General features: G+C 72.9%; 20 protein-coding genes. 11 read left to right on the forward strand and 9 right to left on the reverse strand.

Annotated features, from left to right (window positions below):
* Nucleotides 1-46 precede the first annotated feature (46 nt).
* On the forward strand, nucleotides 47-1,204 hold the full coding sequence (locus POL25_RS06195) for a CehA/McbA family metallohydrolase (protein ID WP_272084958.1): 1,158 nt from the start codon (nucleotides 47-49) through the stop codon (nucleotides 1,202-1,204).
* Nucleotides 1,205-1,403: 199 nt separating this feature from the next.
* On the opposite strand, the gene POL25_RS06200 is transcribed toward POL25_RS06195, so the two are convergent.
* Entirely contained in the window at nucleotides 1,404-2,960 is a 1,557-nt protein-coding gene (locus tag POL25_RS06200) for a benzoate-CoA ligase family protein (protein WP_272084960.1), read from the reverse strand.
* Between the two features lie 301 nt (nucleotides 2,961-3,261).
* Here POL25_RS06200 and coaA point away from each other — a divergent pair, with 301 nt between their 5' ends.
* The 5 genes from coaA to POL25_RS06225 all read left to right on the forward strand — a co-directional run bounded on the left by coaA (nucleotide 3,262) and on the right by POL25_RS06225 (nucleotide 8,347).
* Nucleotides 3,262-4,203, forward strand: coding sequence for a type I pantothenate kinase (coaA, locus tag POL25_RS06205; RefSeq protein ID WP_272084961.1), 942 nt, complete (start codon nucleotides 3,262-3,264; stop codon nucleotides 4,201-4,203).
* A gap of 172 nt (nucleotides 4,204-4,375) precedes the next feature.
* Nucleotides 4,376-5,065 carry a hypothetical protein gene (locus tag POL25_RS06210; RefSeq protein ID WP_272084962.1) on the forward strand — a complete coding sequence of 230 codons (690 nt, stop codon included), beginning with the start codon at nucleotides 4,376-4,378 and terminating at the stop codon, nucleotides 5,063-5,065.
* Between the two features lie 391 nt (nucleotides 5,066-5,456).
* Nucleotides 5,457-6,104 carry a hypothetical protein gene (locus POL25_RS06215; protein ID WP_272084963.1) on the forward strand — a complete coding sequence of 216 codons (648 nt, stop codon included), beginning with the start codon at nucleotides 5,457-5,459 and terminating at the stop codon, nucleotides 6,102-6,104.
* A 117-nt stretch (nucleotides 6,105-6,221) separates the two neighbouring features.
* Nucleotides 6,222-7,370, forward strand: a complete 1,149-nt coding sequence (locus POL25_RS06220; RefSeq protein WP_272084964.1) for a serine/threonine protein kinase — start codon at nucleotides 6,222-6,224, stop codon at nucleotides 7,368-7,370.
* 176 nt (nucleotides 7,371-7,546) lie between these two features.
* Entirely contained in the window at nucleotides 7,547-8,347 is an 801-nt protein-coding gene (locus tag POL25_RS06225; RefSeq protein WP_272084965.1) for a TatD family hydrolase, read from the forward strand.
* A 334-nt stretch (nucleotides 8,348-8,681) separates the two neighbouring features.
* Here the strand turns inward: POL25_RS06225 and POL25_RS06230 are convergent, their stop codons facing one another.
* The 5 genes from POL25_RS06230 to POL25_RS06250 all read right to left on the reverse strand — a co-directional run bounded on the left by POL25_RS06230 (nucleotide 8,682) and on the right by POL25_RS06250 (nucleotide 14,662).
* Nucleotides 8,682-9,110: a hypothetical protein gene (locus tag POL25_RS06230; RefSeq protein ID WP_272084967.1), complete on the reverse strand. Its 429-nt coding sequence runs from the start codon at nucleotides 9,108-9,110 to the stop codon at nucleotides 8,682-8,684.
* Nucleotides 9,111-9,274: 164 nt separating this feature from the next.
* Nucleotides 9,275-10,210, reverse strand: coding sequence for an FHA domain-containing protein (locus POL25_RS06235; RefSeq protein ID WP_272084968.1), 936 nt, complete (start codon nucleotides 10,208-10,210; stop codon nucleotides 9,275-9,277).
* 75 nt (nucleotides 10,211-10,285) lie between these two features.
* A complete protein-coding gene (locus POL25_RS06240; RefSeq protein WP_272084969.1) occupies nucleotides 10,286-10,501 on the reverse strand; it encodes a hypothetical protein in 216 nt (71 codons plus the stop codon).
* Between the two features lie 67 nt (nucleotides 10,502-10,568).
* Nucleotides 10,569-13,409, reverse strand: coding sequence for a serine/threonine-protein kinase (locus POL25_RS06245; protein ID WP_272084970.1), 2,841 nt, complete (start codon nucleotides 13,407-13,409; stop codon nucleotides 10,569-10,571).
* A 377-nt stretch (nucleotides 13,410-13,786) separates the two neighbouring features.
* The gene (locus POL25_RS06250) at nucleotides 13,787-14,662 is read right to left on the reverse strand and encodes a hypothetical protein (protein ID WP_272084971.1); all 876 of its coding nucleotides are present in this window, start codon (nucleotides 14,660-14,662) and stop codon (nucleotides 13,787-13,789) included.
* A 358-nt stretch (nucleotides 14,663-15,020) separates the two neighbouring features.
* On the opposite strand from POL25_RS06250, the gene POL25_RS06255 reads away from it, so the two are divergent.
* Nucleotides 15,021-15,737 carry a hypothetical protein gene (locus tag POL25_RS06255; protein ID WP_272084972.1) on the forward strand — a complete coding sequence of 239 codons (717 nt, stop codon included), beginning with the start codon at nucleotides 15,021-15,023 and terminating at the stop codon, nucleotides 15,735-15,737.
* Between the two features lie 709 nt (nucleotides 15,738-16,446).
* Nucleotides 16,447-17,430: a D-alanine--D-alanine ligase family protein gene (locus POL25_RS06260; protein WP_272084974.1), complete on the forward strand. Its 984-nt coding sequence runs from the start codon at nucleotides 16,447-16,449 to the stop codon at nucleotides 17,428-17,430.
* Between the two features lie 50 nt (nucleotides 17,431-17,480).
* Here POL25_RS06260 and POL25_RS06265 read toward each other — a convergent pair whose 3' ends face one another.
* From POL25_RS06265 to POL25_RS06275, 3 genes are all read right to left on the reverse strand, one after another.
* Nucleotides 17,481-19,022, reverse strand: a complete 1,542-nt coding sequence (locus tag POL25_RS06265; RefSeq protein WP_272084975.1) for a hypothetical protein — start codon at nucleotides 19,020-19,022, stop codon at nucleotides 17,481-17,483.
* Nucleotides 19,023-19,289: 267 nt separating this feature from the next.
* Nucleotides 19,290-21,017 (reverse strand): hypothetical protein, encoded by a 1,728-nt coding sequence (locus POL25_RS06270; RefSeq protein ID WP_272084976.1) that lies wholly within the window; start codon nucleotides 21,015-21,017, stop codon nucleotides 19,290-19,292.
* A 432-nt stretch (nucleotides 21,018-21,449) separates the two neighbouring features.
* Nucleotides 21,450-22,574: a gluzincin family metallopeptidase gene (locus POL25_RS06275; RefSeq protein ID WP_272084978.1), complete on the reverse strand. Its 1,125-nt coding sequence runs from the start codon at nucleotides 22,572-22,574 to the stop codon at nucleotides 21,450-21,452.
* A gap of 159 nt (nucleotides 22,575-22,733) precedes the next feature.
* Here POL25_RS06275 and POL25_RS06280 point away from each other — a divergent pair, with 159 nt between their 5' ends.
* The 3 genes from POL25_RS06280 (at nucleotide 22,734) to POL25_RS06290 (ending at nucleotide 26,055) form a co-directional block, all read left to right on the forward strand.
* A complete protein-coding gene (locus POL25_RS06280) occupies nucleotides 22,734-24,473 on the forward strand; it encodes an FG-GAP repeat domain-containing protein (RefSeq protein WP_272084979.1) in 1,740 nt (579 codons plus the stop codon).
* Nucleotides 24,474-24,538: 65 nt separating this feature from the next.
* Complete coding sequence (locus tag POL25_RS06285) at nucleotides 24,539-25,222, forward strand: hypothetical protein (protein ID WP_272084980.1); 684 nt, start codon at nucleotides 24,539-24,541, stop codon at nucleotides 25,220-25,222.
* A 68-nt stretch (nucleotides 25,223-25,290) separates the two neighbouring features.
* Entirely contained in the window at nucleotides 25,291-26,055 is a 765-nt protein-coding gene (locus POL25_RS06290; protein ID WP_272084981.1) for an SDR family oxidoreductase, read from the forward strand.
* Nucleotides 26,056-26,232: the final 177 nt, after the last annotated feature.

Here is a 26,232-nt window from a genome sequence, read left to right on the forward strand (position 1 = left end):
CCGCGCGCCCGCCGCGAGCGCGCATGCCGGCTCTCTCGCGGGCGCCATGGACCGCTGGATCGCCGACCGCCTCGCCGCGCGGGTCTCCGCGCCCGCGCGTGATACGTTCCCGCCCATCATGCGCGCGCTCGCCCTCGCCTCCGCGCTGCTGCTGCCCGCGTGCGCCGGCCGCTACCCGGACGCGCACGACCGCGTGCGCGAGCTGACCGGGGCCGCCGAGCCGCCCGCCTGGCCGCGCGACTGCCTGGTCGCCAACCACGTCCACACCCTCGTCTCCGACCGCTACAGCCACGACCCGACCGCCGCCAACGAGCCCCGGGCCTACGACCCCGCCGGTCTGCGCGCCGCCATCGCCCTGTTCGCGCGCGACGGCGTCGGCGCCATCGTCGTCACCGATCACAACAGCCCCCACGCCGGCTTCGACCCGGCCGTGGCCACCGCGCCGCTGACCGTGATCCCCGGCATGGAGTGGACCACCCGCCGCGGCCACGCCCTGCAGATCGGCCTGCGCCTGGACCGGCCGGCCGACGCGATCCTGCCGCCGCGCTGGCGCGACCGCGTCGTCGCCGAAGATTTCCGCCGCATGGTCGAGGCCACCCATTCGCACGGCGGCCTCGTGATCATCGCCCACCCGCGGGTCCCGTTCCGCACCTGGCCCGACGACACCTTCGGGGCCGACGGCGTCGAGATCTGGGGCCTCGACAGTGTGGTGATTCGCAACCGCCAGGCGGTGCGCTGGTGGCACGATCGGCTGATCCGCGGCGAGCGGCTCATCGCCGTCGCCGGCACCGACCTGCATCCCGGCGCCTGGTTGCGAGATCACCGGAGGCCGCTCAATCGGGTCACCGCGGCCACCTGCGGCGCCGACGACGTGCTCGCCGGCCTGCGCTCCGGGCACGTCCTGCTGGTCGACGATGGCGCGGCGCCGCGCGTAGTGCTCGCGGTCGACGGCGAGGCGCGGCCGGGCGACACTCTCCCCCTCGAGGGCCGCGGCGAGATCGATCTGCAGCTACGCGTGCTCGCCGGCAAAGGGGCCCGGGTCCGCCTGCTGGGCCCGGCGGGCGAGCTGTTCGCCCGCACCGTCGCGGGGCCCGACGAGACGGTGCGACTGCGGCTGCGCGTGCGCCCGGGCGAGTTCGTGCGGGCCGAGCTGCACCGCCGGCGCAAGCCGCTCGCGCTGACCAACCCGGTGTATTTCCGCTGACCGGACGACCCTCGCCGCATCGGCGACCGGCGTGGCGAGCTGCACGCCCCGCCGCGTCGGGGTGGTCGAGAAGGCCGACGGCCTGTTCGCGCTCGCGCGCCTCGGCGACGGCGCGGGCCAGCAGGTCCACGAGAGGACATGTCCTGGAGGGCATGCTCTTTCGGTCATGCCCTTTAGGACATGCCCCCGAGGACATGCCTCAACCGTCGCGCAGGCGGAACCGCTGGATCTTGCCCGTCGCCGTCTTCGGCAGCTCGGCCACGAACTCGATCCAGCGCGGGTACTTGTAGGGCGCCAGGCGCTCCTTGACGAACTTCTGCAGCGCCTCCGCCAGCTCGGGCCCGGCGGCGGCCGGATCGCGGACGACCACGAACGCCCTCGGCTTGACCAGCTCGTCGGCGTCGGCGTGACCGATGACGGCGGCCTCGAGCACCTCGGGGTGGGCCGCGAGCGCCGACTCGACCTCGAACGGCGAGACCCAGATCCCGCCGACCTTCAGCATGTCGTCGGCGCGGCCGCAGTAGGTGTAATAGCCGTCGGCGTCGCGCGCATAGCGGTCGCCGGTGCGGGTCCACGGGCCGTGGAAGGTCTGCAGGCTGCGCTCGCGGTCGCGGAAGTAGCCGGCCGCCGCGGTCGGCCCGTTCACCCACAGCGCGCCCTCGGCGGCCCCGGCGATCGGCGCGCCGTCGTCGTCGACCAGGCGCAGCGCGTAGCCGGGGACCGGCAGGCCGGTGGTGCCGTAGCGGATCTCACCTGGCCGATTGGACAGGAAGATGTGGAGCATCTCGGTCGAGCCGATGCCGTCGAGGATGTCGCTGCCGAAGCGGGCCCGCCAGCGCTCGCCGACGTGGCGCGGCAGCGCCTCGCCTGCCGAGGTGCTGATCCGCAGGGCCGGCAGCTGCGCCGCCGCGTGGGCCTTGTCGGCCAGCATCGACGCGAACAGCGTCGGCACCCCGCAGAACACCGAGCACGCGCGCTCCTGCAGCGCGGCGAACACCGCCGCCGGCGTCGGCCGCTCGGCCAGCAGCACCGCCGTGGCCCCGAACGTCAGCGGGAACGTCAGCGCGTTGCCGAGCCCGTAGGCGAAGAACAGCTTGGCCGCCGACAGCACCACGTCGTCCTCGCGCAGCCCCAGCACTCCGCCGGCGTACAACTCGGCGGTGCGGCGCAGGTGCGCGTGCAGGTGCACCGCCGCCTTCGGCCGCCCCGTCGAGCCCGACGAGTACAGCCAGAACGCGACGTCGTCGGGCCCCGTGTCGGCTGCCGTCACCACCGGCGCCGCGCGCTGCAGCAGGTCGCGCAGCCGCGGGTGGCCGTCGTCGGGCCCGCCCGCCGGGCTGTCGGCCACCACCGTCGCCGTCAGCCACGGGCTGCGCACCCGCGCCTCGCGCAGCTTCGGCAGCAGCGCGTCGCTGACCACCAGCACCCGCGCCCGGCTGTCGCGCAGCAGGTGCTCGTAGTCCCCCGGCGCCAGCATCGTGTTGACCGGCACCGGCACCGCGCCGATCTTGATCGCCCCGAGGAACACAGCCACGAAATCGACCGTGTCCACCAGCGCCAGCAGCACCCGCTGCTCGACCTGCAGCCCCAGCCCGCGCAGCAGATCGCCGGCCCGGTCGACCCGCTCCGCCAGCGCCGCGTAGGTCACCGGCCCGAACGCGTCGAAGTAGGCGATCTTGTCGGCGAGCCCGCGCGCCAGGTTGCGCTCGATCAGGTCGACGGCGGCGTTGTACTCGCGCGGGAAGCTCGAGACCATCGCCCGCATCGTACCAGGCGCGGCCGCCCGCTGCTGGCCGCCCGCCGCGGCCCCGACGGCCCGATCCACCCATCGCCGCCGACGCTGCGTCACCCGCGACCAGCGGCGCCTCGCGCGGCGATCCCACCTCGGCCGGACGGGCGCCGCGGCTCCTACGATTCGCCGCGCTCTCGCCAATGCCCGGCGGCCGCGAATGCGCATAGCGGCCCGATTGGCGGCCCGCGGGGCCTCCCTGCCCCCTTCCCTCCCGCGTGAACTCGCTCACCCGGGCCGGGCGCGCGCGTGTGCGAGACTGCGGCGAATGACCGCGAGGGCCCCCTTCGCCACCTTCGACCGCGACGCGTGGGCCCGGCTGCGCGAGCAGACCCCGCTGACGCTCGGCGAGGCCGACCTCGACGCGCTGCGAGGCATCAACGAGCGGCTGTCGCTGGTCGAGGTGCAGGAGATCTGGCTGCCGGTCACGCGCCTCCTCAACCTCCGCTTCGCCGCCTTACGCGAGCTCGGGCGCGTCACCCAGACCTTCCTCGGCCGCACCGGCCCGGGCCTCGCCTCGCCGTTCATCCTCGGCCTCGCGGGCAGCGTCGCCGTCGGCAAGAGCACCGCCGGGCGCGTGCTGCAGACCATCCTCTCGCGCTGGCCCGAGCACCCGCGCGTCGACCTCGTCACCACCGACGGCTTCCTGTTCCCCAACGCCCAGCTCGAGGCGCGCGGGATCCTCGGGCGGAAGGGCTTCCCCGAGAGCTACGACCTGCGCCAGCTGATGCGCTTCGTCGCCGACGTGCGCGAGGGCGCCGAAGACGTCTCGGCCCCCGTCTACTCGCACCTCATCTACGACATCGTCCCCGACGAGCGGCAGCACGTGCGCCGGCCCGACATCCTCATCCTCGAGGGCCTCAACGTGCTGCAGCGCGGCGCGCACGCGACCGGCCGCAAGGGCGTCTACATCTCCGACTACTTCGACTTCTCGATCTACGTCGACGCCGACGAGGCCGCGATCCGCGAGTGGTTCTTCCAGCGGTTCCGTCGCCTGCGCGAGACCGCCTTCCGCGACCCGCACTCGTACTTCCACAAGTACGCCAGCATGCCCGAGGCCACCGCCATGCAGCTCGCGCACACGGTGTGGGACACCATCAACGGCGTCAACCTGCGGCAGAACATCGCCCCGACCCGCGAGCGCGCCGACCTCATCCTCGAGAAGGCCGCCGACCACTCGGTCCAGCGCGTCCGCCTGCGCGCCGGCTGAAGGCCGCGAGGGCGAGCATCGGCGCTCGCGCGACGACCTCCGCGGCGATCACCCGCGCGACGGAGTGCGCGGGCGAACTCGAGCCATCGCCGATCTCGCCGCGCTATCGGGACGGGCGACGCCCGGATCCTGGACAGCACATCGCCTCCCGAGGTACGGCTGGCGCTCCGTCATGACCGGCCTCCTCATCAGCCCGGGCGCCGTCAGCGTGCATTTCTCGGGCGCCTCGGACCACGATCTCGAGCGCGGCTTCGCCGGGCTGAAGGCGCTGGCGCGGCGGCTGCATCTGCGGCGCCTCGTCTGCTGGGATACCGACGGCCGCACCGACACCACCGAGTGCCACCAGGGCTCCGCGCTGTTCGACGGCCCGCTCGAGCTCGAATTTCCCCGCCTCGTCGGCGTCTCCGCCGACTACGCGCTGCCCGACAGCGACGCTCTCGCCCGCCTGCTCGTCACCCGCGCCGACGCGGGCCTGGCCGTCAGCGGCGGGTTCCCGCCGTTCGAGGCCGACCTGGAGTTCGCCGATCCGCAGCGGACGCGCGGCCATGCCTGCCTCGAATTCGTGCTCGCCGCCGCCGACGCGCTCGACGCCCGGATCGCCGTGTTCGTCAGCGGCACCGGCGACGCCATGCCCTCGGCGACCGAGTCCGACGCGCGGGTCCGCCTCGTCGCCCTGCCGGCGGCGCAGATCGACGAGGCCACGCGCGAGCGCCTGCGCAGCGCCGGTGCCATCGTCGACGCACCTGACGAGCGCGCCGTCGCCGTGTGGCTGCTCGGCGAGCGCTCGTTCGCCCCGGGCCGGGCCCCGACCGAGGAATTGCTGCGACATGTCGAGCGGCTGCTCCGCGGCCCTGCGCGCTGATCCCCGCCAATCACCACAGTCCGTCACTACGGTCGCTCGCCAGGCGACCGGCGGTCGCCACGAACACTCACCGTCACGCGATCATCCTCCGATCGCGCGCCATCGACCCGAACTCCTCGCGCCGGATCGCCTCGCTACGCCTCCGGTCACGCAGCGCCCTCACTACGCAGCTCGAGCGCGCCGTCGCAAAAGCGCGCACAAAGGCTCGCCGGACCGAGAAATTCGCGTGGGCCGGCGTGCTCAGCAGGACGGCCCACGCTCGCGGCACCGCCATTCTCGCGGCGCGATGCCGGATCGCCGCTACCTCGACGCCACGCGTGCAGGCAGCCCTCATGGGGCCCTCCGAGGCTCGCCGATCGCGGGGCTCGGCGGCCCGGTGATACGGTTCGCCATGCTCCGCCGATCGTCGCTCTTGCTGGTCCTCACCGCCGCGGCCTGCTTCTCCGACAATGGGCTGTCGACCAACAGCGGCGTCAGCGTGAGCACTGCCGGCACGACCGCGACCGGCACCGACGCGACAGGCACCGACGCGACCTCGAGCTCGACCTCGGACGCGCCGGTGACGACCTCGGCGGCGACGACGACCACCACCACCTCCGCCACCACTGCGCCGGCGACCACCGACGAGCTGACCTCGGACGCGCTGACCACCGGCGCCACGACTTCGAGCACGAGCGAGCCCGGCACCACCACCGGACCGGACACCGGCGAGGCCACCACCGACGCCGGCCCCTACGCCGCCTGCGCCGCCGCGGCGACCAACTACGAGTGCTTCGCCTGCTGTCAGGTCAACCACGGCGACTGGGAGGTGTTCCGCGGGACCGTCGCCGGGTGCGTCTGCGAGGACATCAATCACCAGTGCTACCCCGGCTGCGCCGGCCCGCTGTGCAACAGCGACGAGCTCGAGCAGTCGTGCTTCGGCTGCTTCCCCGCCGACGACGCCTGCATCGCGGCGGGGCTCACCGAGTGCGTGACGATCGCCGAGTGCGCCGCCTTCGCCAGCTGCCTCGAGGGCGCGGCCTGCAGCGCCAAGGGTTGAGCGGAGTCGCCGCGCCCGCGCTCACCGATCCCCTCGTCGCTGCCGGTTCAGGACCCTCCCCGGCGCGCCGTCGCCTTGCATCGCTCCCGGCCGCCGGCGGGAGTATCCTCGACCTCCATGGCCGAGTTCACCGCGGGTCAGCGCATCGTCGGCCTCAAGTCCGGGTACCTCGTCGGCGAGCGGCTCGGCGAGGGCGGCTTCGGGCTCGCCTTCGTGGCGACCGCCGACGACGGGCGGCGGGTCGTGCTCAAGCAGCTTCGGCTCGCGCGCATGGGCGACTGGAAGGCCATGGAGCTGTTCGAGCGCGAGGCGCGGGTGCTCGCCGCGCTCGCCCACCCCAACATCCCGCGCTGCCACGAGTTCTTCGCCACCGACGGCGCCCGCGCCGTCGACCCGGGCGAGCTGTCCGGCCTCACCGGCGACGCCTCGCTCGTGCTCGTGCAGGACCACGTCGACGGCGCCTCGCTGGCCGCGTGGGTCGCCGCCAGCACCCGCACCACCGCCGCCCAGGCCGAGGCCTTGCTGCGCAAGCTGCTCGGCGTCCTCGACTACCTGCACGGCCTTCATCCGCCGGTGGTGCACCGCGACATCAAGCCCGGCAACATCGTCGTCACCGCCGCCGGCGAGCCGATGCTGATCGATTTCGGCGCGATCCAGGACCGGGCCCGGCGCGACTCCGAGGTCGGCTCGACCAGCGTCGGCACCTTTGGGTTCTTCCCCATCGAGCAGGTCCTCGGCAAGGCCCGGCCGGCCTCCGATCTCTACGCCCTGGCGATGACCATGGTCGTCGTCCTCAGCCATCGCCAGCCCGACGAGCTGCCGCTCGACCCGTCGACCAGCAAGGTCGACGTGCGCGAGGCCTGCCCCGGCCTGCCCGAGCGACTGACGCGGGCGCTCGACGGCATGCTCGAGCCGGCCGTCGGCCAGCGCCTCGCCAGCGCGCGCGACGTGCTGGCGGTGCTCGACGGCGAGGTGCTGCAGCCGCAGGCCGCGGACATACCTGTCCCCAAGGCCAGGTCGCTGCCGGCGATCGTCTCGCGGGTCCCGCTGTACACCGGCGGCGCCGCGGCGCTGCTGCTCTACGGCTTCTTCTTCGACGCGTTCTCGGAGTCCGAGCTGGTCTCGCTCAGCTTCCTGTGGCTGATCCCGCTCGCGTTCGGCCTCGGCGCTCGCCTCAACGACTCGATCGGCGGCGGCCTGCGCTGGGCCGTCGGCGCCACCCTGCTGCTCGGGGCGTTCCTGCTGCTCGTGTTCCCGGCGCTGTGACGCCGCGGCCGGTGCGTGCGACCAGCTCGATCCGCCGCCGCGCCGAGTCACCGGCGAAGTGCGAGGGCGCTCGCTGCCACGTCCGCGCGGCGTGCGTGCGTGCGTGCAGACGGATCTCGCAACCACGCGCGCCGCGCCCCGCGAGGTTGCGGATATCATGGCCGCCGGAGACCGGCGTGCATCCTGCGACCATCGACATCGGCGTCAACCTCACCCACCGCTCGTTCGCCTCCGACCTGCCGGCGGTGCTCAGCCGCGCTCGTGAGGCCGGGGTCGCCCACATGGTCGTCACGGGCACGAGCCTGGCCGGCAGCAGCCGCGCCGTGGAGCTGGCGGTGGCGCACCCGGGGCTGCTGTCGGCCACGGCGGGCGTGCATCCGCACGACGCCAGCCACTGGGAGGCCGATGCACCCGCGCGGCTGGCAAAGCTCGCGGAGCGGCCGCAGGTGCTGGCGATCGGCGAGTGCGGCCTCGATTTCGACCGCGACTTCTCGCCGCGTCCCGTGCAAGAGCGGTGCTTCGCGGCGCAGCTCGAGATCGCAGCCGCGACCGGCCTGCCGGTGTTCCTGCACGAGCGCTCGGCGCACGCGCGCTTCGCGGAGATCCTCGCCGAGCACCGCTCGCGGCTGTGCGACGCGGTGGTGCACTGCTTCACGGGTACCAAAGCCGAGCTGCACCGCTACCTCGACATGGACTGCCACATCGGCATCACCGGGTGGATCTGCGACGAGCGCCGCGGCCTGCACCTGCGCGAGCTCGTGCGATCGATCCCCGCTGGCCGCCTCATGATCGAGACCGACGCGCCGTTCCTCGCCCCGCGCGACCTCAAGCCCACCCCCAAGCGCAACGAGCCGGCCTTGCTGGCGCACGTGGCCGTCGCTGTGGCCAGGGCCCGCGGCGAGACTGTCGAGGCGCTGGCGGCCAGCAGCACCGCCACGGCGTGCGCGTTCTTCGGGCTGAAGCTCGCGGCGGGCTAGGAGCCTGTCCGAGATGCGCGTCCGAAGACGCGGGGCCTGGAGAGCTGGGTGATGGCGGGCACGGAGCGGCAGAGTGGGGCCCCGCGTCTTCGGCCGCGCGATTTCCTGGACAGGCTCCTCGCGCTCAGCGCGGCAGGATCTTGCCCCCATTCACGCCGAAGGTGACGCACTCGGCGGTGAGGACCGCGTCGTCGCGGCGCCAGGCCACCCCGGGCGGCAGGCCCGCCCTGGGCCCGCGGCGCTCGCGGCCGCGCGGCGGCTGTCAACGGCGAGCCGCCCTCCCACGCCGATAAACATGTCCCGATGGACATGTACCTCGGGACATTCATCAATTTCAGCAGCCGGCGTCGGTCACGAACAGCACCGCGACCACGCCGTCGATCTCGACCAGATCGACGGCCTCGCAGCCGGCCGCGGGCTTCCCCGTGGCGATGCCCAGCGACGCCGCCGCGACGTCGTTGGCCAGGCGGAAGCGGCCGCTGGTCAGCGCCGCGAAGCCGATCCCCTGGGCCGAGGCGAACGCGTCGAGCCACACCTGCAGCGGCCGGCGCACGCCCTCCGGCGTGGCGATCTCGATGCGCCCGAAATCGAGGGCTCCGCGCCGACCATCGAACTCGAACACCACCGGGTATTCGCCGTCGAGCGCGACCAGCACCGACTCGCCGCGGTCCAGCGCCCGCAGGTCGCCGGCGGTGATGCTCGTGAACACGGGGGTCGCCGTGGCCACACCGCCGGCCGACAAGACGTCTTCGCACCCCGTCACGAGCCACAATGATGCCACCAGCGTCCGTACCCACATCCTAATTGCCCCCTCGCGCCAATGCTCGGCGCGCGTCGACCCTCGCGTCTTGCGGCGGCAGGCCCAGCGCGCCGCCGCCTTCTCCATCGGACGCGAGGTCGGGGCGGAGCCCGGCCTCGCGTGAATGTTCAGCTCTCGTCGACCACCGTGTCTTGCGGCAGCAGATACAGCTCGACGTTGCCCTTGCCGTCGGGCCGCACCAGGTCGGGGCGGATCCCGGCCTCGCGCAATTGGGCCCGCAGCCGCCGCAGGTTGCGGTCCCAGTTCTGGCGCATGATCCCGCGGTCGGTCTCGTCGCCCCAGATCTCGCGCGCCACCGCCTCCCACGAGACGAGGCGGTTGATGGTCGCCAGCTCGCTGACGATGCGCGCCAGCAGGCCCGCGATCACGCACTCGGGCCGGCCCGGCATGCGCACGTAGACCGTGTCGTAGCGGGCCACGATCGTCAGCGGTGGGTCGTTCTGGCCGATGCTGCGGGTGCTGAGCGCCCCGTCGCCGAGCGGGCGGGCCTGGACGGCGAAGTGGTGCCCGCGCAGCTCCCACGACGCACCGGCCGCCAGCTCGACCGGCTCGCGGTCGCCGACGCGCAGGGTGAAGCCGTCGGAAGTGCCCCAGATATACGCCTCGGCCCCCGGCAGGTACTCCGGGTGCAGCTTGTAGCTCGGCGTCTGCGACGGCCCGCTGCTCGCTGTCACGATCGAATAGACCGACTCGCTGAGGGTGCACTGCTCCTGGCCGTCGCCGTAGAGCACCATCACCCGGTCCGGCAGCTCGACCGCCTCGACGTCGAGCGTCACGTTCTGCGACAGCCGGATCCGCTGGCCCGGCGCGAGGATGATCGAAGACTTGCGCTCGCCGTCGAGGATGATCCAGCGCCGCAGCGACAGGATCTGCAGGTGACGCCCGCGCATGCTGATGAACGCGTGCGCCTCCGACACCTCGGGGCTCTCGATCCGCAGCTCGGCCGTCGAGGCGCGGCCGATGAGCCCACCGGCTGCGACCTGGGCGGTGCGCCCGTCAGGGAGGCGAAAACGGACGAACGGGGTGTAGCGACCTTGCAACACGGCGGGCCTCCTTCGAGCGGGGAACGACGATTGTACCAGTGAACCTGCGCGCGCAGCGGACCTGCGCCGGACTCGTCACAGCGACGGCGGGATGTTGATGCCCGACGGCGGCCGCGCGCGGAACTTGGCGCAAGCGCCGCAATCGCCGCCCTTGCCTTCGAGCGAGTCCGCGTCCTCCTTGAGCGTGGCCGGCCCTCCGTGGGTCGCAGCGGCGCGTTGAACCAGATCGTCGCAGCCGGACACGGCGGTGAGGGCGAGGGCGGCGAGGGCGAGAGTGACGGTGCGGGACATGAGGACCTCCAGACAAGTTGTTTGAGACATGTGCTTAGGGACAGGAATCTTCGGACATGGAATGGAGTCAGGCGGGCGGGCGCAGCCAGCCGGACAGCTCGGCGGCCCGGCGCGCCCCGGCCTCGCCGAAGCGGGCGTAGAAGCGATCGGCGGCGGCGCGGCGCTGGGCCGCCGCGGTCGTCTCGCCGAGCGCGGCCAGGGCCTCGGCGAGGCACCACTGGGTGTCGGCGACCTCGCGGAAGTCGCTGCCGGCGCTGGCCCACACGGCCGAGGCCTGGCGCAGCGCCTGGGCGGCGCCGGCGTGGTCGCCCCGGATCAACCGGGCCTGACCGAGGCCCTTGAGCACGAAGCCCTGGGCGTCGCCGTCGGGGTCAGCGATGCGGGCCAGCAGCGCCTGCGCCTCGGCGAACCGCGCCTCGGCCTCGTCGGGCTGGTGCAGGCCGAGCAGCGCCTCGCCGGCCTTGGCGTGGGCCCGCGCGACCGCCTGGTCGTCGGCCCCGCGCAGCGCCGCGGCCAGGGTCAGCTCGCGCTCGGCGGCCGCCAGCGCCGGGGCGTAACCGCCGAGCAGCAGGTGGGCCTCGCCGAGGACCGCGAACACCTCGTCGTCGGCGCTGCCGGTGTCGTCGAAGATGGCCCGCGCGGCCTCGCCGTGGGCCAGCGCCGACGAGGCCAGGCCCTCGTAGAGGTCGACGCGGGCCAGCGCCAGGTGCAGCTCGAGCACCTTGCCGTGGCTGTCCCCGAAGACATATCGCGCCACCGCCAGCGAGCGCTCGAAGGCGGCCCGCGCGGCGTCGAGGCGGCCGCGCTGCTCCTCGAGCAGGCCGAGGTTGTACAGCGCGACCAGCACGTACGGGTGCCGCGGCCCGAGGGCGGCGACGAAGCCCTGCTCGGCCTCGATGTACAGCAGCGCCGCATCGTCGCCGCGATCCTGATCGACCAGCGCGGTGGCCAGGTTGAGCTTGAGCTTGGCGATCGCCACCGCGTCGGGGGCCGGGCTCTGGGCCCACAGCGACAGCGCCTTGCGGAACGCGGCCTCGGCGATGCGCGGCTGCTGGCGCCCGCGCGCGACCAGGCCCTCGGCCTGCTGCGCCCGCGCCCGGCTGTCGGCGGCCGGCCGCCCGAGCCGCTCGGCGCTGGCCCGCGCGCGCCGGACCCACTCGAGCACCGGCAGCCCCGGCCGCCAGTGCAGCGCGCCGACCTCGACCAGGTACTGCCATACCTCGGCCACCAGCACCTCGTGCCGGCTGGCCTCGGCCAGGTCGACCGCCTCCGACAGGCTCGCCACCGCGGCCTCGCTGCGCCCGAGGTAGTGCTCGACGCGGCCGCGCTGGTACAGCGCCTCGGCCAGCACCGGCGGATAATCGAGCCCGCGCGCCGCCCCGACCGCCTGCTCGGCCATCGTAAGGCTCTGCGCGTACTCGCCGGACACCTCGCGCACGCGGGCCCGCTCGAGCCCGACCCGCAGCGCCGTCACCCGCGGCCGCTCGTGCGCGTCCGGGGGGCGCAGGCCGAGCGCCAGCAGCTGGCGGTCGTCGCAGTCGGCCAGCGCCGGCAGCTGCGCGGTCGCCCGCGCCGCGTCGTCGACGTCGACCCGCGACGAGCTCTGCAGCAGCTCGACCAGCGCCGTGAAGCGCATGCGCGGGTGCTCGAGGCAGGTCGCGCGCGCCCGCAATTCCTCGGAGGCGGCCGCGTCGGCCCGCGCCGCGCTCGTGCACACGGCCTTGCGCCGGACCTGCCAGCCGGCCACGTAGTCGTCGAGCGCCGACTCGACCCGGTCCCACCTCCCGGGCACGCCGGAGAACTTGGCCTGCAGCGCGTCCCGCACCTCGGGCGTCCACGCGGTCGCCAGCGCCTCGCCGGCCGCGCCGCAGCGATCGACCGGAGCTGTCCACAAGGACATGCCCCCAAGGACACCCGCCAGCCCGCCGGCGGCCAGCGCGAACCGCCACGGCCGCAGCGGCCGCTCGGCGGCGATCGCCGCCAGCTCGCTCAGCAGCGCGTCCATGGCCGGATAGCGAGCCGCCGGATCGCGGGCCAGCCCGCGGCGCAGCACCTTCCACAGCTTGAGCGGCACCACCGAGCCCTTCGGCGGGTCCTGCGGGCGGTCCTGCAGCAGCGACCGCCGCAGCGCCGCCGCGTCCTCGCCGATGAACGGCCGCCGCCCGTACACGCCCTCGTAGAGCGCGACGCAGAAGCTGAACTGATCGGAGCGCGCGTCGGACGGCTGCAGCCGCAGCCGCTCCGGGGCCATGTACGCCAGGGTGCCGACCGGCCCGCGGCTCGAGGCGACCGTCGAGCTGCCGTCCGAGGCCCCGCCGCTGCCGCGCCGCGTGGCCCCGGCGTCGCTGATCTCGCCGCTCACGTCGGCGCTGGCGACCTCGTGCACGCGCGCCAGGCCGAAGTCGCTGACCATGGTCCGCCCGCGCGCGCCGACCAGCACGTTGTCGGGCTTGAAGTCGTGGTGGACCAGCCCGGCCTCGTGCGCCGCCGCCAGCCCGCCGCCGGCCTGGACGAACAGCGCCAAAACCTCGCGCCAGCCTCGCGCCTGCTCTTTGAGCCATGTCCGAAGGGTCACCCCCTCGACCAGCTCCATGGCGACGTAGACACCGCGCTCGCACACGCCGACGTCGAACACGCCGACCACGTTGGAGTGGGTCAGCCGCGCCATCGCCTTGGCCTCGCGCACCAGCGAGGCGGGGACCAGCGCGCGCGACGACTCGCGCAGCATCTTGACCGCGACCTTGCGATCGAGGTCCGGGTCGTAGGCGAGGAACACGTTGCCCATCGCCCCGTGCCCGAGGTGCTTCATGATCACGTAGCGACCGGCGCGGAACGGCTCGAGCTCGGCCTCCGCGGCCCGCGTCGCCGCCTCGTAGGCGACCGCCCCGCGGGCGGCGTCGACGTACATCCGCCCGAAGTCCCCGCCCTCGCTGCTGTCCCCGACAGCCTCGAAATCCCCCGAATCCCGGCTGCTTGCGGGATCCGTGCGCATCCGCGCGGAGTGGGGGGTGGCGTCGAGGGAGGGCATGAGACTTCGCACGAGGCTGAAACCACAATACCAACATTCACGCCGTTACGTGATCCGACCCCGATCGGAACGGAAGAAACATCCTCACGAGCGGACTTGCCGCCGATTCCCCCCAAACCGCCGAAGCTCCGCCGCGGGCCCTCGTGACGGCGCGGACTGGCCGCCGGCGGCCTCGAAGGGCGCCTGCAGGTGCGCGAAGCCGCTCACGGGCCCCGCGACGGAGCAGCCCGAGCGACGCGGCGGCTCCGGCGCGCCTCTCAGCGCGAGTCCAGCCGGAACGGTCGGCCGTCGCGGCCCTCGAGCAGCGGCACCAGCTCGGCCACGGTCGCCGGCAGCGCGACCCCCTCGGCCTCCGGCGCGCGCGTGAGCGGCACCCCGAGCTGGCGCACGGCGGCGGCCGTCTTGCCGCCCAGCTGCCACGCGACGGCCAGCAGGGTCGGAAAATCGACCCCCTCGCAGCGGCACTGCTCGAGCGCGCCGGGCAGGCCGTCGAGCAGGACCTGACTGCGCTGGTCGGGCGCGGCGTCGCGGACCGCCTCGAACACCCCGCCGATCGGCGCGCAGGCCTTCGCGCTCGGCTCCAGCAGCGCCGCCAGCGTGCTCGCCCGCTGCTCGGCGGGCGCGGCGAGCACGGCCTGCACGGCCGGCGGCGTCGACGGCGGCGCGGGCACCACGTCCCCGGCGACGGCCACGACGAGCGCGACGGTCGTGCCCTCGGGCACCATCCCCGCGACCTCGGCCAGCGCGCGCGCCGGCGCCCCTGCGTCGGCGGCCAACAGGAGGTGGGCCGACCGCGCCTGACCGGTGTTGCGCGCCAGCTGACCCGCCCGCTCGAGCTCCTCCGCGAGCCGCTCCTGGAGGCCCGCGGCGGTCAGCGGCTGGGTGTCGAACACATAACCGCCGTCGGCCATGACGAACACCGGCAGGCCGTCTGCCACGGCGACCCCGCGGCTCGACGGCGGGAACTGCCCGCCCCCTGGCAATTGCAGGACCACCGGCTCGCCCGCGCCCTGGGCGAACTGGGCCCGCATCTGCGCGACCTTGGCGGCGCACTCGCTCACGGGCGCCTCCGGTGCCACGGCGGACGAGGTGCAGGCGAACAGACAGGCGAGGGCGAGCCATGCGCGCGACATCCGGCCATGGTAGCGGATCTCGCAGGCCGCGAGCGCGCGCCCCGGCGGCTCGCCGGTGCCCAACGCGAACCGCCGGGCGCGGAGGAGACGCCTGACCCAAGAGACAGCCTCGCTCGCGCGGCCCCCCGAGGCGCGGACGAGGACGACGGTTCGGCGACGAGACATCGATCTCGCGGCGACCGGCCCCCGGCGCGCGCCCGGGTCGGCGTCGTCCGACGCGGGGCGGTCGCGCAGCCGCGCGAGCCGAGGAGGTTGCAGGGGGAGCCTCACCGCATGTCCGCGAGGACATGTCTGTTCGGACATCCGCGCGCGCCCGAGCGCCTGTCGAACGGTCCGCGCCTGTGGCATCGTCCCGGCCATGCGTCCCCTCGCCGCCGCCCTCGCCGTCCTGCTGGTCCCGCTCGCCGCCCGCGCCGACATGCTGCCCGACGGGCACAAGGGCGTCGAACTGTCCGTGCGCGTCGAGGCCCAGGTCCCGAAGGGCAAGGCGCTGGTGCTGGCCAACACCTTCGAGGGCGGCACCCTCATCGTCCCCGGCACCGACCAGAAGATCTCGTGGCACCCGCTCGGCGGCGAGATGCAGCTGCGCCTGATCGCCGCCGGCGACACCGATGCGATCAAGGCCGCCGGCGCCGACCTCGACCGCGACAAGATCAAGCCCCTGCTCGCCGCCGGCGCCGCGTGTGGCCCGACGTTCCCCGGCGTGCGCACGATCGTCGACACCTCGCCCGCCGTCGAGGTCCGCTGGACCTGGCGCGCCACGATCGACGGCGCCAAGTGCAGCGCCGAGTTGGTCAAGCAGGAGTACCTCGACGCCACCGGCAAGGCCGTGGGCACCCCGCCGTCGCCCGAGGCGCCCAAGCCCGTGAACGCCCCGCTCGCCGACCCGCCGAAGCCGCCCGACGCTCCCGCTCCGGCCGACAAGACGCCCGCCCAGGCCCCGGTCCCCGTCAAGGCCGTCGAGCCGCCCGCCAAAGCTCCGGAGTCCGCCAGCGGCTGCGACGCCGGCGGCTCGGCCCCGGGCGGCCTCGTCGGCCTCGCCCTGGTCCTGTGGCTGCGCCGGCGCCGGGCCTGATGTCCAACAGGACATGTCCCGAAGTTCTTGTCAACCGCACACGCGCGGCCGCGCCGGCGCCGGTCCTGATGTCCGCAAGGACATGTCCATAAGTTCATGTCGCCCGCACACGCGCGGCCGCGCCGGCGCGCGATCCGATGTCTTCAAGGACATGTCTCGAAGCGCAGGTCACCCCCACGCGGACGCCGGGGCGAGCCGGCGCCGCTCCTGATGCCCGCAAGGACATGTCCCGCCCGGCGGTCGCCGACCAAGCTCCACCCGCAGCGCCCGGCTCATGGCGAGATCTCGCCCACTCCCGGCGGCGCGGTGCCCTGTCCGCGAGGCCATCTGCACGCCCCGGCTGCTCCGTTCGCGCCCGCGCGCAGGGTCGGCGGTGACCGCATTCGGCGCCCCGGGAGGGCGAGCTCGCAGCAGCCAGACGCGTGCGCCGCCCTCGTAGCATTGCGACCTCGCCCCGATGCTCGCCGCTCGCCGACCCACCGCGGCCCGGGCGCCGCCCCCCGCGAACCAGGGGCGGCGGTCGACGATCGGGGGCCGACCGACTCCGCACCGGCCGGTAGGTCCGGGCGACGCCCCGCGACCGCCCTGTCCTTGCGAGTTCGTAACGCGTAAGTTCGCGCCCGAACGCGCCGGTGGTTTTGCACGCCGGACGAGACGACCGAGGAACATGCGGATCTGCGTCCTTCTCTCCGCCTACGAGGCGTCCCCGATGGTCGAACAGGAGACGACCTACGAGCCGGCGCGCTGGCTGACCGGCCACGAGGTCGAGGTCGTGACGCTCGGCAAATCGAGCTCCGCCGCGACCCTCCGGCGCCTGGCCGCCCGCGGATTCGACGTGTTCCTCAACCTCTGCGACGGCGCGTGGTTCGAGGAAGTCGCCGGCCTCGAGGTCGTCGAGGAGCTCGAGCGGCTCGGCGTCGCCTTCACCGGCCCGACCTCGCGGGCCTACGCGCTCACCAAGGCCGACATGAAGCGGACCGCGCTGGCCCTCGGCGTCGCCACCCCGGCCCACGCCTTTGTCACGGCCGACATCGAGGTCGAGCGCGCCGCCCGGTCGCTGCGCCTGCCGGTCATCGTCAAGCACTTCGACGGCTGCGCCAGCATCGGCCTCACCCCGGAGTCGCGCGTGCGCACGCCCGACGAGCTGCTCGCGCGGGCCCGCGGCACGATCGACGAGTTCGGCGGCGCGCTGCTCGAGGAGTTCGTCGAAGGCCACGAATACACCGTGCTGGTCGCCGAGAACCCCGACGACCCGGCGCGGCCGCTGGTGTTCCCGCCGGTGGTCTGCACATTCCCCCCGGGCGAGAGCTTCAAGCACTTCGCCCTCAAATGGCACGAGTACCAGGGCATGCGCTGGTCCCCGTGCGCCGACCCGCAGCTGGCCGAGCGATTGGTGGCAGCGACGCGGCAGATCTTCCTCGCCACCGACGGCGTCAGCTACGCGCGCTGCGACTTCCGCGTCGACGCCGACGGCCAGCCCTGGTACCTCGAGATCAACACCTCCTGCGGGATCTTCTACCCGCCCGGCGCCGAGGGCAGCGCCGACATGATCCTGCAGAACGACCCCACCCTCGGTCACCGCGGGTTCATGGACCACATCCTGCGCTGCGCCCTGCTCCGGGCCCGAAAGCCGGCGCGGAGGCCCCGCCGCGGCTTCGCGGCGACCTTCTCGCCCGAGCCCGAGCCGGCGTAGACCGTCGACGCTGCGACGGCGCGACGGCCCTCGCCGTCACGCCGCGGCCGTCAGCCGCAGGTCGGCCCGTACGACAGGTCGTTGATGCTGGCCTCGAGGTCCGGCAGCTGCATGTAGTCGTTCGAGCCGTCGAGCGAGATCTGGTACAGCTCGTCGCCGTTGTTCGAGAACGCCTGCTTCGTCACCGGGTCGAACTCGAGCCCGACCGAATTCCACTGACCCTCGGGGATGTCGGCGACCACCGTGCCCTCGCCGGTCGCGGGGTCGATGCTGAGGATCCGGCTGTTCTGGCCGTCGGTGACGAGCATGCGCTCGCCGACGCAGTCGACCGCCATGCCGCAGGCCTGGATGTTGACCCCGTTGCCGCCGGCGGTGATCGGCTTGGCGTCGGTGACCTCGCCGGTGGCCGGGTCGAAGGTGACGAGCTCGTCGGCGTCGGAGTCGACGCCGTAGAGGGTGCCGTCGTCGAGGAAGCCGAGGCCGCAGATCGATCGCCCGTGGTCGGCCAGCTCGGTCGGGGTGTCGCCGCTGCAGTAGTCGACGACGATGAGGACCTGCTTGGCCGACTGCGAGCAATAGATGCTGCCGTCGGCCGGGGAGATCGCGCAGGTGATCACCGCGTAGGGCGGCGCCAGCGGGCCGATGTCGACGCTGGCGAACGGCGTGATGTCGCCGTTCTCGACGTTGACCTCGGCGAACTCGCCGTTGTCGAGCGCGGTGTAGAGCACGCGGTCGCCCGGGTTGATGTCCGCGTTCGAATCATAGCAGTCGGAGCCGACATCGACCCCCGGAGGGACGCTGGTGTCGCCCCAGCCGTCGCCGTCCTCGTCCTTCATGCACTTCGTCGGGTCTTCGACCTCGGCCGAGCCCGGGAAGGTGGCGGCGTCGTCGTCGTCACAGTCGGTCCCGGGCGTCACGTCCGGGTTCATCGGCATGCTCTCGCCCCAGTCGTCGCCGTCGACGTCGGTCATGCACGCCATCGCGTCGTCGTTCGGCGCCGCCCCCGGGAAGGTGTGCTCCGAGCCGTCGTCGCAGTCGGTCCCCGGCGTCGCGTCCGGGTCGTCCGGGGTGCTGTCGCCCCAGCCGTCGCCGTCGAGGTCCTGCATGCAAGCGTCGGGCGGGTCCTCGTTCTCGGCCGCGCCCGGGAAGGTGTTCGGGTCGTCGTCGGCGCAGTCGTCGTCGTTGGGCACGAACCCGTCCGGCGGGTCCTCGCCGGGCTCCTGCGGCACGCAGTTGGCGGGGTCGCCGAAGCCGTCGCCGTCCTTGTCCTCGCACCACACCCCGCCCCCGCCGCCGGTGATCGTCTCGCTCTCGCTGTTCGAGTTCGAGTTCGAGTTCGATTCGCTGTTGCTGTTGCTGCCCTCGGTCGCGCTGCCCTCGGACGCGCTGCCCTCCGTCGGCGCCGACGCCGACCCCTCGGTGTCCGATTCGCTGCCCTCCGTCGCGCCGCTCTCGCTCGCGCTCGCGGTCAGCCCCGCCGTCATGCACGCCTCGAGCGACTGATTGAACACCGCGCCGTCGTCGACGCACGTGCTCGAACAACCGGGCGCGTGGCACAGCCCCGCCGCCAGCAACCAACCGAATCGACGCATGGAGGCCATGCACCACCGTATCGGCCCCGCCCCAGGCCCGCAAGAGCGCGCCGCGCGGGCGAACGTTCTCGCGCGAGGTCCACGCGTCACGAGGGGTCACGCCTGTCGCATCGCGCCGGAGATCGGGGTTCCCGATCGACACGCCCCAAGATGGGGACACGGCCCGCTCCCGAGGCGAGCCTCATGGTCACCGGAGCGACTCCGACACCCAAAGCCGCGACGAACCACACCTGCCCGAAGAGACAGGTTGGAATCGAGGCGAGGCGCTCACGGGGCCAGCATCGGGTTGCGCGACGCCGGCAGCGTGCGCGTCGCCCCGACCTCCGGCAGCTCGAACGGCGCGGGACCGTGGGCCTCCCACGACCACCAGGCGAAGCTCGGGTCCTCGAGGTCGCGATCGAAGCGCATCCGCGTCGCCAGCGGCCGGCCCTCGGGCGACACCGCCACGATCTCGACGCTCATCGTGCCCGACTCGATGCGCTCGCCGACCCGGAAGCGATCGGCCTCGGCGCGGAACAGGCGGTCGAGCGGGGCGTACAGCCAGCCGCCGTCGGGTCGCAGCTCGAGGGTGCGCGCGTCGACGCGGGTCACGGTCAGCGCGCCCAGGCCGGCGTACAGATAGCGCAGCTCGGCCGGGAACGGCAGCCCCGCCAATCGCCGCCCGGCCCGCGCATACAACATCAGCAGATCGCTCGGGGCCCGCAGCAAGACGACCCGTTCGGGCGGCGCGGCGGTCAAGTAGACGTCCGCGGCCCGCGAGGCGAGCCCGTCGATCTGCGCCAGCGACGTCGCGCGCACCGGCAGCATCACCGCGGACAGCAGCACGTGCAGCACGAACCACCCGCGGCCGAACCACCGCAGCCCGGCGCGGCGGTCCCCGGTCTCGCGCAGCTCGGCGCACAGCTGCGCCGCGAAGCCGAACACGCCGAAGCCGATCAGCAACAGCTGACGATCGGTCGGCAGCGTCGATCCGAGAGGCAACGCGCACAACAGCGTGCCGACCGCCCAGAACCGCAGCGCCGCGCTGCGCCGCAGCTCGGCCCGAAACCACGCCGCCAGGCCCGCGAGCGTCACCGCGGCGACCAGCGCAGCCGGCAGGAACAGGCCCGGCGCCATGGCGAGCGCCTCGCCGGCGCTGATGAACACCTGCGACCATACGAGGATCAGCCCGTGCGCGAGCGAGCGGACCAGGAAGCCGGGCTGGTCGCCCGGATCGAAGTAAAACCCGGAATGTGCGGTGCCGTATCCGGCCGCGACGTAGGCGACCCGCCACGCCACCACCACCGCGGCCGCGGGCAGCAGCGACACCAGCCGCCGGGTCACCGGCCCGCGCTCGATGCACAGGGCATACGCGGCGAGGAACCCGCAGACGGCCACCGCGCCCTCGCTGGCGAGCAATCCGAGCAGCAACAGGGCAGGAGCCAGCGCCGCGCCCGGGCGCCAGCCCTCACGCCAGCGCACGTACGCGGCCAGGCACCCGAGCGCCAGCGTGGCGCCCATCATGCCGTTGCGCGCCGCGAGCCAGCCGACCACCATGCCGTGGCTGTGATCGATCGCGTAAAGCAGCGTCGCCAGCCCGCAGGCCCAGCGCGCCGGGATCAGCCGGCCGTAGACCCGCGCCGCGACGACCAGCAGCAGCGCGTACCACCCCAGGCTTTGCACGTGCATCCACACGGGCTGTCCGGGCCACAGGCGCAGATCGACGAGGTGGGTGACGGCCGCGAGCGGACGCAGGAGCGCGAGTGACATCGCCTCGTGCTTCCACCACGGCGCGTCGGCGCCGGCGAACAGCGGCGTCGGCCCGCCGAACAGCACGAACAGATCCCCCGGGTCGCCGCCGCCGTCGGCCACGCGGGCCGCCTGCAGCAGGTCGTCGAGGTTGAGCCCGTTGGCGAGGCTGGGCGCGCAGAGCAACACCCCGAGCAACACCGCGACCCACGTCGCCCCGGGCCGGGCGAGCGCGCGGACGTACAGCGGTTCGGTGCTCGCATTCACTCGCTCCAATCGATCTCACGCCGCCGCGCCCCGGGCAAGGGGTGGCCGAGCCTCACAGGTGCCCCCCAGCCACGCGTAACGCCGTGCTCTCGATGGTTGCGCGCGACAGCCTCGGTGTTGCGCTTCGGCACTCGAACGACGCTCCGCCGGCTCCCCGCGAGCGCGGGGGCCCGGTGCACCGAGCTCGCCACACCCGGCCCGCCTCACCGGACATGGCTCAAAAATTATGCCCGCATGGACATGTCCACTCGAACATGCTCTTCCATGCATGTCCTTAGGGACATGCATGTTCTCCGCTCAGCTGGCGCACGCGAGCTCGCCGCCCTGACCATGCCGCCGTCGCTCGTGCTGGCGACCGCTGCTCGCCTGCGCGACGGGCCTGCGCCGCGCAGGTCGGTGAGCTCGAGCTACGACCCTTCGCGCCGTGGACGTTCACAGGCGACGCACGCGGAAGTCCGGCGAAAAATAATCCTCGTAGTTCGGGTCGTTACGCCATACCCAGATCTCGTAGGTCCCCGCCGGCAGCTCGAGCGGGTTGTCCTGTTCCCCGATCAAGCCCACCGACTCCGGCGTCGGCTCCAGGCTGACATCGTCGCCCACCCGCCGCGGAAGAATCGGCAATTCGTCCTCGTCGGCCGGCTCGCTCAGGCAGCGCAGCAAACTAAAGACCCGCCCGCCAGTCTCGAACGCATAGCGACCGTCCTCCGCCAGCTCGAGCGTCCTCCGATTACGGCCGAAGTCGGTCGAGAGCGCGTACCACCCCCCGGTCGCACAGGCGCCCGACATCGTCCAGCTCGCCGAGTCGCCCTGCCACTCGATCGGCTCCGCCGTTCCGCACGCGAGACCGCCGGCCCCCGGGTAGTACTGCTTCGAATGCTTCGAGTAGTCGTCCATGACAGCTTGCGACGAGCTGCCCAGCACCTCGACGAACAGCGCCGAGATCGCGGCGGGCTGCATACCCCGCGAGCTCCGCACGTACAGATCCATGAAGCGCTCGACCCCGTAGGTCTCGATCAGCCAGGCGACGAAGTGCCCGGCCGACGGATACTTCTCCCATGGCACGGCCGCTGCCAGATCCTCGACGGTCAGCGGCAGCAGAGTGCGCTGAGCGTTGCCCTGCAGGCGGACCGCGATGCCCTCCTTCAGCAGCGTCAACGGATTGCTGCGAGCCATCGCCGTCCAGGCGTGCACGATCTCGTGCGCTGCTACCTCGAGGGTCGTGCGCACCACCGGCGACTTGTAACACCCCCTGAGTTCGTGGTCCCGGCCGCAGTCGGCCCCGATCGCCGCCAGCTCCTCGTCGGCGTACAGATACAGCCACACGTATTCGCGCGAGACCCCGAGCATCGCCTCGATCGCGTCGATCTGCGCCTCCCAGCCATCCATGACCTCCTGGCACAGCTCGGCCTCGAACGAGGTCCCGATCCGCAGCCGCTCCGTCGCGTAGCGCGGCACGAACGGCGCCTCGACCTCGGCCTCGCAGGCCGCCGCCGCAATGGCCAGGGCGACCAGCGACCGCTTCGCCGTCCGGGTGATTGACGCCTCATACTCGTGCATAAAAAACCTGCGCCCGCGCCTCCACGCATACCCGGCAGGCGCCCCCGCGTCGAGCGTCTCGCCCCTCGGCATCGACCCCCTCGCGTCCCGCACAGCCGTGATGACCCCCACGGGCGCCCGCGTTGACGCGCGCGGGCGCGTACGCGAGCCTGCTCGAAGATGCCCCGTCCTCACGCCTCTGCCCTCTCGCTCATCGTCCTCGGGCTCGCGCAGGCCGCCTGCGGCGACTCGGCCGGCAATACTGCCGGCGCGACCACCACCGGACTGACGAGCGCGACCGCGCCGACCGGCACCGACGCCACCACCACCACCACCACCGGCGTCCCGACCACCAGCGTCGGCAGCGAGAGCGCCACCGGCTCGACCTCGACCGCCAGCACCACCGACGAGGTCTCGGCCAGCGGCAGCAGCACCGGCTTCAAGTTCGACACCCCGCAGGGCGGCGACATCGGCGACATCGAGACCGACGGCCCCGCGTCGACCTGCCACGTCGTCGACGACATGGACGCGATCGGCGATTGCAACAAGGAGGCCCCGCCTGACAGCTTCGAGCCCGAGGTCCAGTGGTCGTGGGGCAATCAGGGCACCGGCGGCAGCTCGACCACCCCGCTGGTCGCCAACCTCACCGACGACAACGGCGACGGCGCGATCGACCTGTGCGACATCCCGGACATCGTCGTCGTCACCGGCGGCCCGATCGGCGGCAAGATCCACGTCCTCGACGGCGCCACCGGCGTCGAGCACTTCGCCATCCCCACCCCCGTCGACGGCTTCGTGACCCCGGCGATCGGCGACATCGACAACGACGGCCTGCCCGAGATCGTCGCTGCCACCCCTGGCGGCACCTTCCTCGGCCCCAGCGCGCTGCTGGCGTTCGAGCACGACGGCGCGCTCAAGTGGACCTCCGCCGACAAGTTCAACCACGACCAGGGCGGCGCCGTCGCTCTCGGCGACCTCGACAACGACGGCGACGTCGAGATCGTGTGCGACGACCTCGTCGTCGACCACGAGGGCAAGACCCTGTTCATCGCCCCCGAGCAGGCGCTGTGGGACATCGTGTTTCACTGCACCGCCACCACCCTCGCCGACCTCGACGGCGACCTCGACCTCGAGATCGTCCTCGGTCAGGCCGCGTATCACCACGACGGCACCGTCTACTACAACGACGTCACGCTCAAGCCCGGCTTCCCCGCGGTCGCCAACCTCGACCCCGACCCGATGCCGGAGATCCTCCTCACCAACAACAATGGCATCACCGTGCTCGAGCACGACGGCAAGGTGAAGTTCAAGGACATCAAGCCGACCGGCGACAACGGCCCCGGCGCGTGGTTCCGGCCCTCGACGATCCACGACTTCGACGGCGACAAGCAGAGCGAGTTCGCCACCAGCTCCGCCGCCCGCTATTCGATGTTCGAGCCCGGCGGCAAGGTCGCGTGGTCGGCCAACGTCCAGGACAGCAGCGGCTGGGCCGCCGGCACCGCCTTCGATTTCCTCGGCGACGGCGTCGCCGAGGCCATGTACGCCGACGAGGTCAAGCTGTTCGTGTTCGACGGCGCCGGCGTGCCGCTGCTGGCGGTCCCGCGCAGCTCCAAGACCCTGATCGAGTACCCCGTGGTCGCCGACGTCGACAACGACGGCTCGGCCGAGATCGTCGTCGTCTCCAGCGCCGGCTACGACGACCTCCAGACCGCCCCCACCGTCCAGGTCATCCGCGACAAGCAGGACCGGTGGATCCAGGCGCGACGGATCTGGAATCAGCACACTTATCACGTGACCAACGTCCGCGAGGATTCGACCATCCCGCAGTACGAGCCGCGCTCGTGGGAGCTGCTCAACACCTTCCGCACCAACGCGCAGATCGAAGGCGGCGCCCTCTGCAAGCCCGAGCCGCCGATGTGACGCCCCGCGCGGCGGGCCGCTGCCTTCTTTACGGCGGCCCGCCGCTTCGCATCCGGAATCGAAGCATGCGCGTCCCCACCACGATCGGCTGCGCCCTCCCGCTCCTGCTCGCCCTCGCCTGCGGCCCCGCGCCGGCGCCCGGGGACACCGACGCCGAACCCACGAGCACCACCACCTCGAGCACCACCGGCACCACGACGGGCACCACGCTCGCGCCGACCACGAGCGAGGGCGACACCACCACCGGCGAGGCCTGTCTGGAAGCCACGCGTCCAGGCGAGCTGTGGTCCGACCAGGAGCCGGCGTTGACCTGCGGCGGCCCTGAGCTGTGCCCTGGCGGCGACCCGATCTACTTCGAGCTCGACGGCCCGATCTTCGACGGCGACTTCTCGGCCCCGACCTCCGCCGTGACCGACCTCGAGCGCGCCCGCTGCCTCGCCGTCGCCCTGCGCGATCGCACCCCCGGCCAGTTCATGTTCATGCCGGGCCACTCGCCGCAGGTCTTGCACGTCTTCGGCCTCGAGATCGTCGGCGAGTTCGCCGTGACGCGCAGCGATCGCTCGGGCTGCGAGCTGAGTCACCCCGAGCCCAAATCGTGCCACGTGCGCGAGCGACTGCGGCAGCTCCGCCCGCCGGCGTTCTTCGCCGACTGCGTCGACGGTGACGCCCTCGCGCTGTGGCAATGCCTGTACCACGCCGCCGAGCCCGAGCCGGCCTGCGCCGCCGGCCCGCTCGTATGTCCGCCGTAGCCGTATAACGCTCGAAGCCCGCTGCCAGCATTCGCGCCGACCGCCACGAATCTCCGGAGTAACCGCCCTTGACCGAGTCCAGTGATTCACCCCGCACCGTCCTTATCACCGGCGCCGGTCGCGGCATCGGGGCTGCCACCGCGCGGCTCGCCGCTCGCGCTGGCTATCGCGTGTGCATCAACTACGCCGCCGACGACGCCAGCGCCCAGCAGGTCGTCGCCGACTGTCGCGCCTGCGGCGTCGATGCGATCGCCGTCAAGGCCGACGTCGCCGCGCCCGCCGATGTCGAGCGCCTCTTCCTCACCTGCGAGCGCGACCTCGGCAGGGTCACCCACCTCGTCAACAACGCCGGCATCATCGGCGCCCCCGCGCGGGTCGAGGACATCGCCGCCGCCACCGTTCACGCCGTGCTCGCCGTCAACGTCGCCGGCGCCATCTTCTGCGCCCAGCAGGCCATCCGGCGCATGTCGAACGAACGCGGCGGGCGCGGCGGCGTCATCGTCAACGTCTCCTCGATCGCCGCCGTCACCGGCAGCCCCGGCGAGTACGTGCATTACGCTGCATCCAAGGCCGCGCTCGAGACCTTCACGGTCGGCCTCGCCCGCGAGGTCGGCCCGCTCGGGATCCGCGTCAACGCCGTCCAGCCCGGCACCACCGCCACCGAGATCCACGCCCGCTCCGGCAACCCCGACCGCCCGGCGATGGTCGCCCGGATCGCCCCCTTGCGCCGCGTCGCGGACGCCGACGAGGTCGCCGAGGCGATCCTGTGGCTGCTCTCCGACCGCGCGGCCTACGTCTCCGGCGCCGTCCTCAAGGTCACCGGCGGTTTGTGAGCTGATGAATGGGCATGTCTTTTAAGACATGTCTATGCGCACAGCCCGGAGTCTGGGCCCAGGAGGTTGTGACGGTGGGAGCGGGCGGAGTACAGTCGAGGCCGATGCGAGCGGATTTTCGCTACAGGTCCTCGGAGCCGCGGAGGAATCGGACGAAGTCGGTGCGTGGCTTGTGCG

The sequence above is a fragment of the Nannocystis bainbridge genome (assembly GCF_028368995.1).
Classification (GTDB): domain Bacteria; phylum Myxococcota_A; class Polyangia; order Nannocystales; family Nannocystaceae; genus Nannocystis; species Nannocystis bainbridge.

What these genes read in the sequence shown, in the direction of transcription:
- POL25_RS06195 (WP_272084958.1), top strand. Translation starts at nt 47, where the DNA reads ATGGACCGCTGGATCGCCGACCGCCTCGCCGCGCGGGTCTCCGCGCCC.
- POL25_RS06200 (WP_272084960.1), bottom strand. Translation starts at nt 2,960, where the DNA reads ATGGTCTCGAGCTTCCCGCGCGAGTACAACGCCGCCGTCGACCTGATC.
- coaA (WP_272084961.1), top strand. Translation starts at nt 3,262, where the DNA reads ATGACCGCGAGGGCCCCCTTCGCCACCTTCGACCGCGACGCGTGGGCC.
- POL25_RS06210 (WP_272084962.1), top strand. Translation starts at nt 4,376, where the DNA reads ATGACCGGCCTCCTCATCAGCCCGGGCGCCGTCAGCGTGCATTTCTCG.
- POL25_RS06215 (WP_272084963.1), top strand. Translation starts at nt 5,457, where the DNA reads ATGCTCCGCCGATCGTCGCTCTTGCTGGTCCTCACCGCCGCGGCCTGC.
- POL25_RS06220 (WP_272084964.1), top strand. Translation starts at nt 6,222, where the DNA reads ATGGCCGAGTTCACCGCGGGTCAGCGCATCGTCGGCCTCAAGTCCGGG.
- POL25_RS06240 (WP_272084969.1), bottom strand. Translation starts at nt 10,501, where the DNA reads ATGTCCCGCACCGTCACTCTCGCCCTCGCCGCCCTCGCCCTCACCGCC.
- POL25_RS06245 (WP_272084970.1), bottom strand. Translation starts at nt 13,409, where the DNA reads ATGTACGTCGACGCCGCCCGCGGGGCGGTCGCCTACGAGGCGGCGACG.
- POL25_RS06250 (WP_272084971.1), bottom strand. Translation starts at nt 14,662, where the DNA reads ATGTCGCGCGCATGGCTCGCCCTCGCCTGTCTGTTCGCCTGCACCTCG.
- POL25_RS06255 (WP_272084972.1), top strand. Translation starts at nt 15,021, where the DNA reads ATGCGTCCCCTCGCCGCCGCCCTCGCCGTCCTGCTGGTCCCGCTCGCC.
- POL25_RS06260 (WP_272084974.1), top strand. Translation starts at nt 16,447, where the DNA reads ATGGTCGAACAGGAGACGACCTACGAGCCGGCGCGCTGGCTGACCGGC.
- POL25_RS06265 (WP_272084975.1), bottom strand. Translation starts at nt 19,022, where the DNA reads ATGCGTCGATTCGGTTGGTTGCTGGCGGCGGGGCTGTGCCACGCGCCC.
- POL25_RS06275 (WP_272084978.1), bottom strand. Translation starts at nt 22,574, where the DNA reads ATGCACGAGTATGAGGCGTCAATCACCCGGACGGCGAAGCGGTCGCTG.
- POL25_RS06280 (WP_272084979.1), top strand. Translation starts at nt 22,734, where the DNA reads ATGCCCCGTCCTCACGCCTCTGCCCTCTCGCTCATCGTCCTCGGGCTC.
- POL25_RS06285 (WP_272084980.1), top strand. Translation starts at nt 24,539, where the DNA reads ATGCGCGTCCCCACCACGATCGGCTGCGCCCTCCCGCTCCTGCTCGCC.